Annotated in this window: 15 protein-coding genes; 9 read left to right on the top strand and 6 right to left on the bottom strand. The window is 59.6% G+C overall.

Annotated elements, in window-relative coordinates:
* Window positions 1–16: 16 nt before the first annotated feature.
* Window positions 17–967 carry a LysR family transcriptional regulator gene (locus K5K95_RS04685; RefSeq protein ID WP_222588556.1) on the bottom strand — a complete coding sequence of 317 codons (951 nt, stop codon included), beginning with the start codon at window positions 965–967 and terminating at the stop codon, window positions 17–19.
* A 116-nt stretch (window positions 968–1,083) separates the two neighbouring features.
* Here K5K95_RS04685 and K5K95_RS04680 point away from each other — a divergent pair, with 116 nt between their 5' ends.
* The 3 genes from K5K95_RS04680 (at window position 1,084) to K5K95_RS04670 (ending at window position 2,372) form a co-directional block, all read left to right on the top strand.
* Window positions 1,084–1,290 carry a tautomerase family protein gene (locus tag K5K95_RS04680; protein ID WP_208671354.1) on the top strand — a complete coding sequence of 69 codons (207 nt, stop codon included), beginning with the start codon at window positions 1,084–1,086 and terminating at the stop codon, window positions 1,288–1,290.
* A gap of 210 nt (window positions 1,291–1,500) precedes the next feature.
* On the top strand, window positions 1,501–1,929 hold the full coding sequence (locus K5K95_RS04675; RefSeq protein ID WP_222588555.1) for a DUF4160 domain-containing protein: 429 nt from the start codon (window positions 1,501–1,503) through the stop codon (window positions 1,927–1,929).
* Complete coding sequence (locus K5K95_RS04670) at window positions 1,926–2,372, top strand: DUF2442 domain-containing protein (protein ID WP_222588554.1); 447 nt, start codon at window positions 1,926–1,928, stop codon at window positions 2,370–2,372. Before K5K95_RS04675 ends, K5K95_RS04670 begins: the two co-directional genes overlap by 4 nt.
* A gap of 50 nt (window positions 2,373–2,422) precedes the next feature.
* Here K5K95_RS04670 and trmA read toward each other — a convergent pair whose 3' ends face one another.
* Window positions 2,423–3,502 (bottom strand): tRNA (uridine(54)-C5)-methyltransferase TrmA, encoded by a 1,080-nt coding sequence (gene trmA / locus K5K95_RS04665; protein WP_222588553.1) that lies wholly within the window; start codon window positions 3,500–3,502, stop codon window positions 2,423–2,425.
* Window positions 3,499–4,794 (bottom strand): NCS2 family permease, encoded by a 1,296-nt coding sequence (locus K5K95_RS04660; protein WP_222588552.1) that lies wholly within the window; start codon window positions 4,792–4,794, stop codon window positions 3,499–3,501. Before K5K95_RS04660 ends, trmA begins: the two co-directional genes overlap by 4 nt.
* 205 nt (window positions 4,795–4,999) lie before the next feature.
* Between K5K95_RS04660 and K5K95_RS04655 the strand changes: the two genes are divergently transcribed.
* On the top strand, window positions 5,000–5,458 hold the full coding sequence (locus K5K95_RS04655) for a DUF4879 domain-containing protein (RefSeq protein WP_222590292.1): 459 nt from the start codon (window positions 5,000–5,002) through the stop codon (window positions 5,456–5,458).
* Between the two features lie 67 nt (window positions 5,459–5,525).
* Window positions 5,526–6,077, top strand: a complete 552-nt coding sequence (locus tag K5K95_RS04650) for a DJ-1 family glyoxalase III (RefSeq protein WP_222588551.1) — start codon at window positions 5,526–5,528, stop codon at window positions 6,075–6,077.
* A 6-nt stretch (window positions 6,078–6,083) separates the two neighbouring features.
* On the opposite strand, the gene K5K95_RS04645 is transcribed toward K5K95_RS04650, so the two are convergent.
* Both K5K95_RS04645 and K5K95_RS04640 read right to left on the bottom strand, forming a co-directional pair.
* Window positions 6,084–6,371 (bottom strand): HigA family addiction module antitoxin, encoded by a 288-nt coding sequence (locus tag K5K95_RS04645; RefSeq protein WP_222588550.1) that lies wholly within the window; start codon window positions 6,369–6,371, stop codon window positions 6,084–6,086.
* 13 nt (window positions 6,372–6,384) lie between these two features.
* Window positions 6,385–6,663, bottom strand: a complete 279-nt coding sequence (locus K5K95_RS04640) for a type II toxin-antitoxin system RelE/ParE family toxin (protein ID WP_222588549.1) — start codon at window positions 6,661–6,663, stop codon at window positions 6,385–6,387.
* A 201-nt stretch (window positions 6,664–6,864) separates the two neighbouring features.
* On the opposite strand from K5K95_RS04640, the gene K5K95_RS04635 reads away from it, so the two are divergent.
* From K5K95_RS04635 to K5K95_RS04625, 3 genes are read left to right on the top strand one after another with little or no spacing between them, the layout of a single operon-like run.
* Entirely contained in the window at window positions 6,865–7,395 is a 531-nt protein-coding gene (locus tag K5K95_RS04635; RefSeq protein WP_222588548.1) for a (2Fe-2S)-binding protein, read from the top strand.
* A complete protein-coding gene (locus tag K5K95_RS04630) occupies window positions 7,392–8,381 on the top strand; it encodes an FAD binding domain-containing protein (RefSeq protein WP_222588547.1) in 990 nt (329 codons plus the stop codon). Before K5K95_RS04635 ends, K5K95_RS04630 begins: the two co-directional genes overlap by 4 nt.
* On the top strand, window positions 8,378–10,579 hold the full coding sequence (locus K5K95_RS04625; RefSeq protein ID WP_222588546.1) for a xanthine dehydrogenase family protein molybdopterin-binding subunit: 2,202 nt from the start codon (window positions 8,378–8,380) through the stop codon (window positions 10,577–10,579). Before K5K95_RS04630 ends, K5K95_RS04625 begins: the two co-directional genes overlap by 4 nt.
* Here K5K95_RS04625 and K5K95_RS04620 read toward each other — a convergent pair.
* Complete coding sequence (locus K5K95_RS04620) at window positions 10,576–11,814, bottom strand: MFS transporter (protein WP_222588545.1); 1,239 nt, start codon at window positions 11,812–11,814, stop codon at window positions 10,576–10,578. The two genes, K5K95_RS04625 and K5K95_RS04620, sit on opposite strands and share 4 nt — an antisense overlap.
* Before the next feature lie 482 nt (window positions 11,815–12,296).
* On the opposite strand from K5K95_RS04620, the gene K5K95_RS04615 reads away from it, so the two are divergent.
* Window positions 12,297–13,736: a cytochrome ubiquinol oxidase subunit I gene (locus tag K5K95_RS04615; RefSeq protein ID WP_222588544.1), complete on the top strand. Its 1,440-nt coding sequence runs from the start codon at window positions 12,297–12,299 to the stop codon at window positions 13,734–13,736.
* Window position 13,737: the final 1 nt, after the last annotated feature.

Raw genomic sequence — 13,737 nt, 5'->3', positions numbered from 1 at the left:
ATTGAACAGACGTTTCCTAAGGCATTTGTGTGCGGTAATCGGACGGTTTTGATGTTTGTCGGGGCAGATGCTCCACCAGGAAATCGATAAAGGCCCGCAACTTCAGGGGCACATGACGGCTTTGCGGGTAAAGCAGAGTGAATGGTCGCGAACGCCCGCCGTAAGGCTTGAGCACTTCCACCAGCGAGCCATCGGCCAGTTCGTTTTCGACGATAAAGCGATAGGTCTGAAACAGGCCGGCCCCGTGTTTGGCCAAGGTCACACCACCGAGCACGTCATCGGAACAACTGAGACTGCCTTCGGCGAGAATCTCCCGCTGGACGCCGTTATCGGTGAACAGCCAGGCAATGCGCCGGCCGCTGCTGGGCAACTCGTACTGAATGCATTCGTGCTGCGCCAGGTCGTCCAGGGTTTGCGGGACGCCGGCGCGCTTCAGGTAATCGGGGCTGGCAATCATCACCAGCGCGGCGTCTTCCAGGTGCCGGGCAATGAGGCCGGAATCCGGAATCGCGCGCACGCGAATGGCCATGTCATAGCCTTCACCGACGAAATCGATATTGCGATTACTGATATGCGACTCGACTTTCACGTCTGGAAAGCGCTCCCGAAACGCTGGCAATAGCGGCAAGATCCGATGGTGCGCATACGTCGTGGGAATGCTGATGCGCAGCGTGCCGGCGGGTTGCTGTTGCTGGCCCATGACTTCGCGCTGAGCCTCGACCAGTTGCGCCAGTGCCTGACGGCATTCCTCGTAATAACGACGACCACTGTCGGTCAACTTGACGCTGCGGGTGGTGCGCGCAAACAGGCGCACACCCAGGCGTTCTTCCATGCGCGACACCGAGCGGCTCACCGCCGCAGGCGTCACGCCTGCCACCAGTGCCGCGGCAGTAAAACTGCCAGCCTCGGCGGCCAGGCAAAACAGTTCGATGCTGCCCAGCTGAAGATCGTCGAAGAGTCGCTGCATGATTAATTACACCGGGGATCGAATAAGGGACTGGATTTCGCCACTGTAGATGAAATCGACCCGACGGTGCTTTACTTGACCGGCGTCTTCTTCGACTACCAGACAGGAGCAGCATCATGCCTTTCGTCAGCGTGCGTATTACCCGTGATGGCGTCACCCGAGAGCAGAAAGCCCAGGTCATTGCCGAAATCACCGACACCTTGCAACGAGTCCTCGGCAAGGATCCAAAACTGACCCACATCGTCATTGAAGAAGTCGACACTGATAATTGGGGGTATGCCGGAATGACCACCACCGAGTATCGAAAAAATCAGCCGGGGTGATTTTTGACCCGACAAGACAGCCGTCCATGTGACGGCTTTTTTGTGAGCGCGAGGAAAGGATTGCTTACGATTCAGCGCCGCTATCCGCCGGTACGAGGCATGTCTTGACGCTAGTCTCTGAGGTGTAAAGGCGATTTGGCGTATGGCCAATTGTCGGGTTTCCAGGGAATGTCGGGTCTTTGGACTCATTAACCTAACGGATGGGTTAGTATGCGGTTATTCAGCTACAAAGGATTTTCGATGGTGATCATGTTGCGCGATGAGCACTGTCCGCCGCACGCACATGTTGACGCTGGAAGCTGGAGTGCACGCTTTAAATTCTGCTTTTGGCACAACGGTGTCGAGCTGTGGGATGTGGTTCCTCATTCAAAACGGCCACCTGCGGCAGTCCTGGAAGGATTGCGTCACGCGCTCAGACAACCCGCTCACTTGCGCCGCGCCCGGGCCATCTGGTGGGACAAGCTGCACACGGTCTGTCTTGATCATCAGATATGGGATTGGCAGACCAGCGAAGTCGTGGTGATGAAAAGGATTGCGAGTACGACCTGGATGATTGGTTCGGCTTGTTATGAACCCGAGACGAACAAGACCCTGCTGGCGCTGATCGGCATTACGGAGGGGGTGGAGATCCAACTATGAAAACGATACAGGCGGGAGTGCTGGCCGATCGGCCCGTAACCGAGACAGTGCTGGATGAAGCCATCCAACGAGGACAAGTCCGTCAAAAAAGCGGATTACATGCAACTTCGGTGAGGTTTGTGGAACCTTGTCTGGCGGTCAGTTTCATTGATGGCAGTGGCGTGTTGCTGCCCGTGCAGCACTATCCGGAATTCGATGATTTTGACGTCGAAGATTTCGAGGACCTGAAAGTAGGCTTTTCCGGAACCGCCCTGTGCCACGAAGGCAAGGATCTGCATGTGTCCATCTCCGGGATGATTTCGGCGAGCAAGCCGTTGATGGAGATGGCTGCCTCGGTCATCGCCTCGCGCAATGGACGCCAAAGCAGCGCCGCCAAAGCTGAGGCTGCGCGGGCTAATGGCCGTAAAGGCGGGCGTCCGCGCAAGGCAGATGTCACCGATTGAGCACAAAAAAGCCGTCGTGATGACGGCTTATTTGAAGGGGTTGCAACGACTCAACGACGCGTCAACAACACCCCGGACTCCATGTGATGCGTCCATGGAAACTGGTCGAACATCGCGCACTGTGTGACGCGATGGGTGTCGTGCAACTGGGCGATGTTGGCCGCCAGTGTTTCTGGATTGCAGGAGATGTAGAGGATGTTGTCGAAGCGCCGGGTCAGCTCGCAAGTGTCCGGGTCCATGCCGGCGCGGGGCGGGTCGACGAAGACGCTGCCGAACTCATAGCTCTTGAGGTCGATGCCGTGCAGGCGACGGAACGGGCGAACTTCGTTCAGTGCTTCGGTCAATTCTTCGGCAGACAGGCGCACCAGCGTGACGTTATCCACAGCGTTTTCGCTGAGATTGCTCAGTGCCGCGTTGACCGACGTCTTGCTGATTTCGGTGGCCAACACTTTACGTACACGGGTCGCGAGCGGCAGGGTGAAGTTGCCGTTGCCGCAATACAGCTCCAGCAGATCATCGGAACGATCACCGAGGGCCTCGTAAGCCCAGTTGAGCATCTTCTGGTTCACGGTGCCGTTGGGCTGGGTAAACGCGCCTTCCGGTTGACGGTAGCTGAAGGTGCGACCGCCGACTTCCAGTTGCTCGACCACATAGTCGTGGCCGATCACTTCGCGCTTGCCCTTGGAGCGGCCGATCACGCTGACGTTCAGCTCGGCGGCCAGTTTCGACGCCGCCGCGTGCCAATGTTCATCCAGCGGACGGTGATAGCACAGCGTGATCATTGCATCGCCGGCCAGGGTGGTCAGGAACTCCACCTGAAACAACTTGTGGCTCAGCGCCGCACTGGCTTTCCACGCAGCCTTGAGCTGCGGCATCAATTGATTGATACGCAGGCTGGCGATCGGGAACTCTTCGATCAGGATCGGCGTGCGTTTGTCTTCCTGGGAAAACATTGCGTAGTGACGCTCGCCGCCTTCGCGCCACAAGCGGAATTCGGCACGCAGGCGGAAGTTCTGCAGCGGTGAGTCGAACACAGTCGGCTCGGGTGCATCGAACGGGGCCAGCAGGTCACGCAAGCGTGTGACCTTTTCTTCGAGCTGAACGGCGTAGGCCTGGGAATCAAAAGTCATGCGTTGAACCAACCCAACTTGATCACGAACAGAATCGACAGAATCACCAGCGCCGGGTTCAGCTCACGGCCTCGACCGGACAGCAGTTTGATTGCAGTCCAGGAGATGAAACCGAAGGCGATGCCGTTGGCGATGGAATAAGTGAATGGCATGGCCAGGGCGGTGACCACGACCGGTGCGGCAACGGTGATGTCGTCCCAGTCTATTTCGGCCAGCCCGGATGTCATCAATACCGCGACGAACAGCAGCGCAGGCGCGGTAGCAAAAGGCGGAACGCTGGCGGCCAGTGGCGAGAAGAACAGCGCCAGCAGGAACAGGATTGCCACGACCACGGCCGTAAGGCCGGTGCGGCCACCGGCACTCACGCCGGCGGCGGATTCGATGTAGCTGGTGGTGGTCGAGGTGCCCAGCAAGGAGCCGGCCATGGCGGCGGTGCTGTCGGCGATCAGGGCGCGGCCCATTTTCGGCATGTGGCCGTCCTTGCCCATAAGGCCGGCGCGCTTGGCGACGCCGATCAGGGTGCCGGAGTTGTCGAACAGGTCGACAAACAGGAAGGCAAAAATCACGCTGACCAGACCGATGTCCAGTGCTCCTTTGATGTCCAGTTGCAGGAAGGTCGGAGCCAGTGAAGGTGGCATCGACATCACGCCGCCGAACGGGGTAAAGCCCAAGGCGATGGAAGCGATGGTCACCACCAGGATGCCGATCAGCACCGCGCCGCGCACGGCGAGCGCTTCCAGTGCAACGATCAGGGCAAAGCCGAGGGTGGCGAGGATCGGTGCCGGTTGCTTCAAGTCACCGAGGCCAACCATGGTAGCCGGGTTGCTGACCACGATACCGGCGTTGTGCAGGGCGATCAGTGCCAGGAACAGGCCGATACCGGCGGCAATCGCCGAGCGCAGAGGCAGGGGGATGCTGTTGATGATCCATTCACGGATGCGGAAGATCGACAGCAGGAAGAAGCACACGGCGGAGATGAACACTGCCCCCAGCGCCACTTGCCACGTGTGCCCCATGTGCAGGACCACGGTGTAGGTAAAGAATGCGTTCAAGCCCATGCCCGGCGCGAGTGCGATCGGGTAGTTGGCGATCAGGCCCATCACCGTGGAGCCGATTGCCGCCGCCAGACAGGTCGCGACAAACACCGCACCCTTGTCCATGCCGGTCTCGCCGAGAATGCTCGGGTTGACGAACAGAATGTAGGCCATGGCCAGGAAGGTCGTGACGCCCGCAAGAATCTCGGTGCGCACGTTGGTGTTGTGTGCCTTGAGTTGAAACAGCCTTTCCAGCATGTCTGCTCCCCGTGGCGCGCAGTGCGCCGTGAATGTATCGACCTCAACAGCAAAGCACAGACCGCTGATCGCGCCTGGTAATTTTCTGTGGGCCGGAAAAAGCCGCGCATCATACCAGCAGCGTGGGGTAATGGCTGCGATCGTCGGCGATGTTTTGCGGTTCGCTGAACTGAGCCATACTGCGCGCCTGTCTTGGGGAGTGGTCATGGTGGGCATCAAGCGCAATATCGTTCGGGCGTCGGGGCTTTTTTTCGCATTGCTGGCCAGTGTGCCCGCCGTCATGGCGGAGTCGGCACCACCGTTGAGCAACGTCCAGGTGCTCAAGGTCCAGTCGGCGGCGTGCGGGATTGAAAACATCTCGGCGGGGCAGGAGCGCACGACCTGCGATCACGGCGGCGCGAATATCAAGGTCTACGTACTGGAGATGGGCTACGGCCGAGCGCCGACCGTGCAACTCGACGGTTTCAACCTCGATGGCATGCAAACCAAGGTCTGCGCCTACGATAACGGCAACCCGACCGAATGCACCGGTGCCTCGATGAAGATTGTCGGCACGCTGTACATCTTTGACCTGGGCGGCAAACAGGAAGGGACCTTCAGCTTCAGTAACCGCTCGATCAACGCGCCGGGCAATACCGTTTCGACGCAGCTTTACATCAAGTAACGCCTGCGCTCGAACAAGGGTCAGGAAAGCTGACTACGCTTTAAAGATCACTCAGTGGACTGTGCCCATGACCTTTAGAGCTCTGATTACCCTCGCCGAGGGAATCGATGATTTGCAAACCGTGACCCTGATCGATGTACTGCGCCGCGCCAAGGTTGAAGTGGTGGTCGCAAGTATCGAGGGACGGCGCATGCTCACCTGCGCCCGCGGCACTCGCTTGACCGCCGATGCCATGCTGGTGGATTTGCTCGCCCAGCCGTTTGACCTGATTGCTCTGCCTGGAGGTGAGGTGGGCTCGCAACACCTCGCCGCGCATCAACCCCTGCAACAACTGGTCAAGGACCAGGCCGCTGCCGGACGCCTGTTCGCGGGCATCGCCGAATCTCCGGCGCTGGCGTTGCAAGCCTTTGGCGTTTTGCGTCAGCGGCGCATGACCTGCCTTCCATCAGCCAGCCATCAACTGTCGGGCTGCACCTTTGTTGACCAACCCGTGGTGGTGGACGGCAACTGCGTTACCGCACAGGGATCGGGTGGGGCGATGGAGTTTGCGTTGACTCTGGTCGAACAACTCTGTGGTAAAGCCACGCGAACGGTGGTGGCGGGGGAGTTGAAGGCTTGACGAATGTCAGGCGTGGGCAGCAATAGGTTCGATAGCCGGTTGCTCACGATGCTCAGCTTGCCAAAGATCGTAGTCGGTCTGTACACCGAGCCACATCCGGGCTTTACCAATCCCGGCCCGCTCCAGGCGTACCGCCAGGTCAGGGCTGATTGGCGCGTGACCATGCAGGACTCGCGAAAGATGCGGGCGTGCAAACCCAAGGTGGCGAGCCAACTCAGCGACACTGATGCCAAGCTCGGGCAAAACATCCGTCAACAGTGTTTCGCCAGGGTGTGGCGGGTTGTGCAAGGGCATATCCTGCCTCCTGTCAGTGGTAGTCCAGATAGTCGACCAGTTCGATATCCGAGCCGATAAAACGAAAAATAACCCGCCAGTTTCCTGAAACACTCAGCGACCAATAGTCGGCCAACTCACCCTTGAGTGGGTGCAATCGCCATCCCGGCAGGTCGAGGTCGCCTGGCAGTACCGCCCGGTCCATGAACTGAAGCATTCGAGACAGGCGCTTCGCATGGTCTGCGCGGATCCCACGAGTCGAACCTGTTTCATAGAAGCCACGCAGGCCTTTGTGTTGAAAGGATCTGATCATGGGACGAGTGTAAGGCGATACATTACACCTTGTGCGCTATCTATGTATTGCACGTGGTCGGCAAATGTATGCGTTGTCCTTTATTTCAGCCTTTTTTCACGCCCATCAATTCCCTTGAACGCTCATCCCACCCCGAAGTCGTACCCCTTAAGACGGCGGTTTACCAAGCGCCGCGAACGTACGACCAACCGTGAGGTGTTTATGAGCGCGACCACTCCCGAGGCGGCGCAGCCGACCTTTGCACGTCATCCTTTACGCCTGACCCTGAACGGTCAGGATCGTCAGCTTGAGGTCTTGCCCTGGACCACGTTGCTGGATTTGCTGCGCGAGCAACTGGACCTGATCGGTACCAAAAAAGGCTGCGATCACGGGCAGTGCGGTGCCTGTACGGTGTTGCTCAACGGCAAGCGGGTGAACGCCTGCCTGACGCTGGCGGTGATGTGCGACGGCAGTGAGTTGACCACCATCGAGGGGTTGGCAACCGGTGATGAACTGCATCCGATGCAGCAAACCTTCATCAAGCACGACGCCTTTCAATGCGGCTATTGCACGCCAGGGCAGATCTGTTCGGCGGTGGGTTTGGTCAACGAAGATCGGGCACATACGACGGACGAGATCCGCGAGCTGATGAGCGGCAACCTGTGCCGCTGCGGCGCGTACAGCAACATCCGCGATGCCATCGAAGAGGCGCTTCCAGCCTGCCGCCAGCCTGGGCAAGGAGGTGGCCGATGAATCCTTTCCAGTACAGCAAACCCGATTCGGTGCAAGACGCTGTTCATCTCGCCGGGCCGGCATCGCGTTTCATCGCCGGGGGGACGAACCTGCTGGATTTGATGAAAGAAAATGTCACCCGCCCCGAGCACCTGATCGACATCACCGGTCTGCCGTTGCGTGAGGTCACCGAAACGGCAGACGGTGGATTGTTGATCGGCGCGCTGGTCAGCAATGCCGATCTGGCGTGGCACCCGTTGATCGAGCAGCGCTACCCATTGTTATCGCAAGCCATTCTGGCCGGTGCATCACCGCAGTTGCGCAACATGGCCAGCACCGGCGGCAATCTGCTGCAACGCACGCGCTGCTATTACTTCTACGATGCCAGCGTGCCGTGCAACAAACGCGAACCCGGCAGCGGTTGCCCGGCGCGTGAGGGGCTGAATCGCATCCACGCGATCCTCGGCGCCAGCGCCCAGTGTGTGGCCACCCATCCGTCCGACATGTGCGTCGCCTTGGCCGCGCTGGATGCCGTGGTCCACGTGCAAGGTCGCGACGGTGCGCGGACCATTGAGTTCGCTGATTTTCACCGGCTGCCGGGGGAGACTCCTGAACGAGACAACCAATTGGCCGACGATGAACTGATCACTGCCGTTGAATTGCCAGCCGCCGGTTTCGCCAACCACAGCCATTACCTGAAGGTTCGGGATCGTGCTTCGTACGCCTTTGCGCTGGTCTCGGTCGCGGCGGCGCTCGACATGAACGGGCCAGTCATTCGCCAGGCGCGGCTGGTGCTCGGTGGTGTGGCGCACAAACCCTGGCGCGACCAGGGCGTTGAAGAATGGCTGGTGGGCAAAGCGCCGAGCCGTGAAACCTTCAGCGCTGCCGCCGATGCGCTCTTGCATGACGCGAAACCACTCGAACACAACGCCTTTAAAGTCAAACTGGCGCACCGGGCCATTGTCCGCGCCCTTGGCGATGCAGCGCAGGGAGGGCAAACCCGATGAATACGATTACCAAACCCATGGGGCAACCGCTGGACCGGGTCGATGGTCTGCTCAAAGTCACTGGCCAGGCGCGCTATGCCGCAGAGTTCCCCGAGGCAGGCTTGCTGCATGGCAGCGTTGTTTCAAGCAGCATCGCCAGCGGGCGTGTGGTCAGCATCGATGCATCCAGAGCGCTGGCGCTGCCCGGCGTCATAGCGGTGATTGATCATACAAATCGACCGAAAATCGCCAGTTACGACGATGACTATGAAGACGCCGACTCGGCCGACGGTTCGCCATTTCGTCCGTTATACAACGACCGCGTTCTGTACAGCGGTCAACCGCTGGCGCTGGTGGTCGCGGACAACCTTGAGCTGGCGCGCCATGCCGGCTCGTTGATCAGGATTGAATACGCTACCGACAGCCATCAGACCGATCTGTTAAGCCTGCAGGACGAGGCGCATCCGGCGCCCGCCGAACTGCCCAAGCCCCGTGGGAATTTTCAGGCCGAATTCGCTGGTGCGGCCATGAGCCTGGACCTGAACTACAGCACGCCGATCGAACACCACAATCCCATGGAACCGCACGCCAGCACAGTGCTGTATCAGGCCGACGGCAGCTTGCACATCCATGACAAGAACCAGGGGCCGCAGAACTGCCAATCCTATGTGCAAAAGGTCTTCGGACTTGAGAAAGAACAGGTCAGAATTTTTGCGGCCTTTGTCGGCGGCGCATTTGGGTCCGGCTTGCGTCCGCAATATCAGCTGCCACTGGCGGTGATGGCGGCGTTACACCTCAAGCGTTCAGTGCGCGTCACCCTCACACGTCAGCAGATGTTCACCTTTGGCTATCGCCCCCGCACCTTGCAGCGCCTGCAATTGGGCGCGGCGGCCAATGGTCGCTTGCTCGCGGTCGCGCACACGGCCATTGGCCAGACTTCGCGGTTCGAAGATTTCACCGAGCACGTCGTGGAATGGAGCGGCATGCTCTATCACTGCGACAACGTTCAACTGACCTACAAACTGGTGCCGCTGGACGTGTTCACACCGTTGGACATGCGCGCACCGGGCGCGGCGCTGGGATTGATCGGCCTGGAGTGCGCGATGGATGAACTGGCCTGCGCGCTGGCGATTGATCCGGTGCAACTGCGCCTGAGCAACTTTTCCGAGCGCAATCAGAACGAAGACAAGCCGTATTCCAGCAAAGAACTGCGTGAATGCTACGCCCAGGGCGCCCAACGTTTTGGTTGGGATCAACGCAACCCCGAACCGCGCAGCATGCGCCGGGACCGGCAATTGGTCGGTTGGGGCATGGCTGGCGGTGTCTGGGAGGCAATGCAGCAGAAAGCCAGCGCCAAGGCTTGCCTTGATCAGCACGGCAAACTGACGGTCAGCAGCGCGACGACAGACATCGGTACCGGAACCTACACGGTGATGACGCAAATCGCCGCGCAGTCGGCAGGCGTTGCGCTCAAGGACGTCACGTTTGTCCTTGGCGACTCTTCCTTGCCCACCGCGCCGTTGCAGGGCGGATCGTTCACCGTTTCGTCGGTCGGCACTGCGGTGCAACAAGCCTGTGAAGCCCTGCAGGAAAAACTACTCGCCGTGGCACGGCAAACGTCTCCTGCATTCAGTGGCGTGACCTCGCAGCAAGCGGTGTTCGAAGACGGGCAGCTGTCGTACGGTGAGGCACGTATAAAGCTGTCCGATCTGGTCCGCGACAGTGGCGAAGACACCCTCGAGGTTCAGGTCGACGCTGCGCCGGACAAGAAACGCGATGCCTACGCTACCGCCACCCACTCAGCGGTGTTCGTCGAAGTCCTGGTGGATGAGGATTTGGGCTCGGTGAAAGTGAGCCGGGTGGTCAGCGCTATCGCCGCCGGCCGGGTGATCAACCCGAAAATGGCCCGCAGCCAGATTCTCGGTGGCGTGGTCTGGGGCATCGGCATGGCGTTGCATGAGGAAACGCAAACCGATCATGCGCTGGGGCGTCACATGAACCACAGCCTGGCCGAATATCACATCCCGGTAAACGCCGACATCGGCGACATTGATGTGCTGTTCGTCGAAGAACAGGACGAGATCGTCAATGCCTTGGGTTCCAAGGGCGTGGGGGAAATCGGCATCGTCGGAGTCGCGGCGGCAGTGGCCAATGCCATCTACCACGCCACGGGCAAGCGGGTGCGGGACTTCCCCATAACCCTCGACAAGCTGCTCTAGACTTTGGCTTCTTCGACCGGCACGTGCATGCGGTCGCGGTTGGCCAGGGTCGGGAACAGTTTGATCCACGCCCCGGTGACCACCAATGTGCCGATGCCGCCCATGACCACCGCCGGCACGGTGCCGAACCAGTGGGCGGTGAGGCCGGATTCGAATTCGCCCAACTGGTTCGAAGCGCCGATGAACAGACCGTTCACGGCGCTGACCCGTCCACGCATTTCATCCGGGGTTTCCAATTGTACGAAGGAGGCGCGGATCACCATGCTGATCATGTCCGCCGCGCCCAGTACCACCAGTACGGCAAGAGAAAACCAGAACGAGGTGGAGAGGCCGAACGCAATGGTCGCAACGCCGAACACACCGACGGCAGTGAACATAACCCGCCCGACGTTGCGCTCCACGGCAAATCGCGCCAGGAACAGCGACATCAGCAACGCACCGACGGCCGGCGCCGAGCGCAGCAATCCCAGGCCCCACGGCCCGGTCAACAGAATGTCTTTGGCAAACACCGGCAGAAGCGCCGTCGCGCCACCGAGCAATACCGCAAACAGATCCAGGGAAATGGCCCCGAGAATGTCCGGACGACTGCGAATGAAGCGGATACCGGCCAGCAGCGAATCCAGGGTCGCCTTGCCCTTGTTCAGCGGCGTTTGCCGGGCGGGCAGGTTGAGCATCAGCAGGCAGGCAATGATGTACAGGATCACCGTCGGGCCATAGACCCAGACGCTGCCGAACGCATAGAGCAAACCGCCCAGGGCCGGCGCGACGATGGTGGCTGATTGTTGGGCTGATTGAGCGGCGGCGACGGCGCGAGGGAACAGCGCGCTGGGCACAATGCTCGGCAGCAGGGCCTGGGTGGTCGGCATCTCGAAGGAGCGCGCGGCACCGAGCAGGAACGCGAGAATAAAGATCATTTCCCGGGTGACATTATCGGTCGCACTGCCGATGGCCAGCGACAGGGCGATCAGTGCTTGCAGGGACTGACAGATTGCCGCGACCTTGCGCCGGTCATAGCGGTCCGCGACATGCCCGGTGTGGAGCATGAACAGCACCCGAGGGGCGAACTCCACCAACCCCACCAAACCCAGGTCCAGCACGTTGCCGGTCAACTGATACAGGTTCCAGCCGATGGCCACGGTGAGCATCTGAAAGCCGCTGGCGGTAAACACCCGAGCCAGCCAGAACGCGATAAAGGGGCGATGGTGACGTAACAGCAAAGGCGCTTGGCTGGGCATCTGAAGGCAGGTCTTGGGCGAGGGAAGGCTCGAGATTATCACCAAGCTGTAACCAGAAGTTGCAGGTTTTGAAAATTTAGTTAGCTAAACACCGATCTCAAAAACATCGAAATCCCTTTGTGGCAGCGCCTTCTCGCGATGGCACCGGCACATACAACATAAAGGTGACAGGCCGATCGTGTTCGCGAGCAGGCTCGATCCCAAAGGGATGTGTTGCGACTGATTACCAGCGCCGTGAGGCAACCTGTCACGCGGCAAAAGACCACACCGTCCATCGTCAAAAATGGGACTACTCTTTTAACCATTGCTTGATCCAGATCAAGACCTTTTGTGGAATTGATCCGGCGGCCACGTGGCCAGACTCCCTACGTTGTGATGTTTGTAAAAAAAGAACGAATTGAAATTCGCCACACTCCATATCCGTGGGGGCAGTGGGTGCAGGCCGCGAGCCTTCAGCCGGTATTACTGACAGAGGAAGACTTATGTTCGGTTTGGAGGCGCTTGATCTCGCCCGGATGCAGTTTGCGTTCACCATCTCATTCCACATCCTGTTCCCGGCCATCACCATCGGCCTGGCGAGTTACCTGGCGGTGCTCGAAGGGCTGTGGCTGAAGACGCATAACGACACCTACCGCGATCTGTACCATTTCTGGTCGAAGATCTTTGCCGTCAACTTCGGCATGGGGGTGGTGTCCGGTTTGGTCATGGCCTATCAGTTCGGCACCAACTGGAGCCGCTTCTCGGACTTTGCCGGTTCCGTCACCGGGCCGCTGTTGACCTATGAAGTGCTGACCGCGTTCTTCCTGGAAGCCGGTTTCCTCGGCGTCATGCTGTTCGGCTGGAACAAGGTCGGGCGCAATCTGCACTTCTTCGCCACGGTCATGGTCGCCATCGGCACGCTCATTTCGACCTTCTGGATTCTCGCCTCCAACAGCTGGATGCAGACGCCGCAGGGTTACGAAATCGTCAATGGTCAAGTCATTCCGGTGGACTGGCTGGCGGTGATCTTCAACCCGTCGTTCCCGTACCGCCTGATGCACATGGCGACGGCCGCGTTCGTGGCGACGGCATTCTTCGTCGGATCCTCCGCAGCCTGGCACTTGCTGCGCGGCAAGGACAACCCGGCCATCCGCACCATGCTCTCGATGGCCATGTGGATGGCGTTGATCGTGGCGCCGATTCAGGCGGTCATCGGTGACTTCCACGGGTTGAATACCCTTGAGCATCAACCGGCAAAAATCGCCGCGATCGAAGGTCACTGGGAAAACGTGGGCGATGAACCGACCCCGCTGATTCTGTTCGGCTGGCCGGACATGAAAGCCGAAAAGACCAAGTTCGCGGTGGAGATCCCTTACCTCGGCAGCCTGATCCTGACCCACTCCCTGGACAAACAGGTGCCGGCGCTCAAAGAGTTCCCGCCTGAAGACCGGCCTAATTCGACCATTGTTTTCTGGTCGTTCCGCGTCATGGTCGGCTTGGGTTTCCTGATGATCTTCACCGGTCTGTGGAGCCTGTGGCTGCGCAAACGCGACAAGCTGTACACCTCGCGACCATTCCTGTACCTGGCGTTGTGGATGGGGCCGTCCGGCCTGATCGCGATTCTGGCGGGCTGGTTTACCACTGAAATCGGCCGTCAACCGTGGGTGGTGTACGGGCTGATGCGCACGGCGGATGCCTCCTCCAACCACAGTTTCATGCAGATGAGCATCACGTTGATCATGTTCGTGGTGGTGTATTTCGCGCTGTTCGGTGCCGGTCTGGGCTACATGATGCGCCTGGTGCGCAAAGGGCCGAAAATCGACGAAGGCAAGGAAACCAACGAAGGTGGCCCTGGCAAGAAACGCACGCCGGCCCGTCCGCTGTCTGCCGCTGATGACAATGGCGATGACAACCGCAGCCACAGCCTGACCAAGGAGATTTGAG

This window comes from Pseudomonas sp. DR48 (assembly GCF_019823085.1).
Lineage (GTDB): Bacteria > Pseudomonadota > Gammaproteobacteria > Pseudomonadales > Pseudomonadaceae > Aquipseudomonas.
The sequence above is the reverse complement of the archived record's forward strand: the minus strand, read 5'-3'. Positions and strand labels throughout refer to the sequence as shown.

Coding starts and splice junctions, on each gene's coding strand:
- K5K95_RS04625 (WP_222588546.1), top strand. CDS start 8,378: ATGAATACGATTACCAAACCCATGGGGCAACCGCTGGACCGGGTCGAT.
- K5K95_RS04670 (WP_222588554.1), top strand. CDS start 1,926: ATGAAAACGATACAGGCGGGAGTGCTGGCCGATCGGCCCGTAACCGAG.
- K5K95_RS04660 (WP_222588552.1), bottom strand. CDS start 4,794: ATGCTGGAAAGGCTGTTTCAACTCAAGGCACACAACACCAACGTGCGC.
- K5K95_RS04650 (WP_222588551.1), top strand. CDS start 5,526: ATGACCTTTAGAGCTCTGATTACCCTCGCCGAGGGAATCGATGATTTG.
- K5K95_RS04675 (WP_222588555.1), top strand. CDS start 1,501: ATGCGGTTATTCAGCTACAAAGGATTTTCGATGGTGATCATGTTGCGC.
- K5K95_RS04645 (WP_222588550.1), bottom strand. CDS start 6,371: ATGCCCTTGCACAACCCGCCACACCCTGGCGAAACACTGTTGACGGAT.
- K5K95_RS04635 (WP_222588548.1), top strand. CDS start 6,865: ATGAGCGCGACCACTCCCGAGGCGGCGCAGCCGACCTTTGCACGTCAT.
- K5K95_RS04640 (WP_222588549.1), bottom strand. CDS start 6,663: ATGATCAGATCCTTTCAACACAAAGGCCTGCGTGGCTTCTATGAAACA.
- K5K95_RS04615 (WP_222588544.1), top strand. CDS start 12,297: ATGTTCGGTTTGGAGGCGCTTGATCTCGCCCGGATGCAGTTTGCGTTC.
- K5K95_RS04680 (WP_208671354.1), top strand. CDS start 1,084: ATGCCTTTCGTCAGCGTGCGTATTACCCGTGATGGCGTCACCCGAGAG.
- K5K95_RS04630 (WP_222588547.1), top strand. CDS start 7,392: ATGAATCCTTTCCAGTACAGCAAACCCGATTCGGTGCAAGACGCTGTT.
- K5K95_RS04620 (WP_222588545.1), bottom strand. CDS start 11,814: ATGCCCAGCCAAGCGCCTTTGCTGTTACGTCACCATCGCCCCTTTATC.
- trmA (WP_222588553.1), bottom strand. CDS start 3,502: ATGACTTTTGATTCCCAGGCCTACGCCGTTCAGCTCGAAGAAAAGGTC.
- K5K95_RS04655 (WP_222590292.1), top strand. CDS start 5,000: ATGGTGGGCATCAAGCGCAATATCGTTCGGGCGTCGGGGCTTTTTTTC.
- K5K95_RS04685 (WP_222588556.1), bottom strand. CDS start 967: ATGCAGCGACTCTTCGACGATCTTCAGCTGGGCAGCATCGAACTGTTT.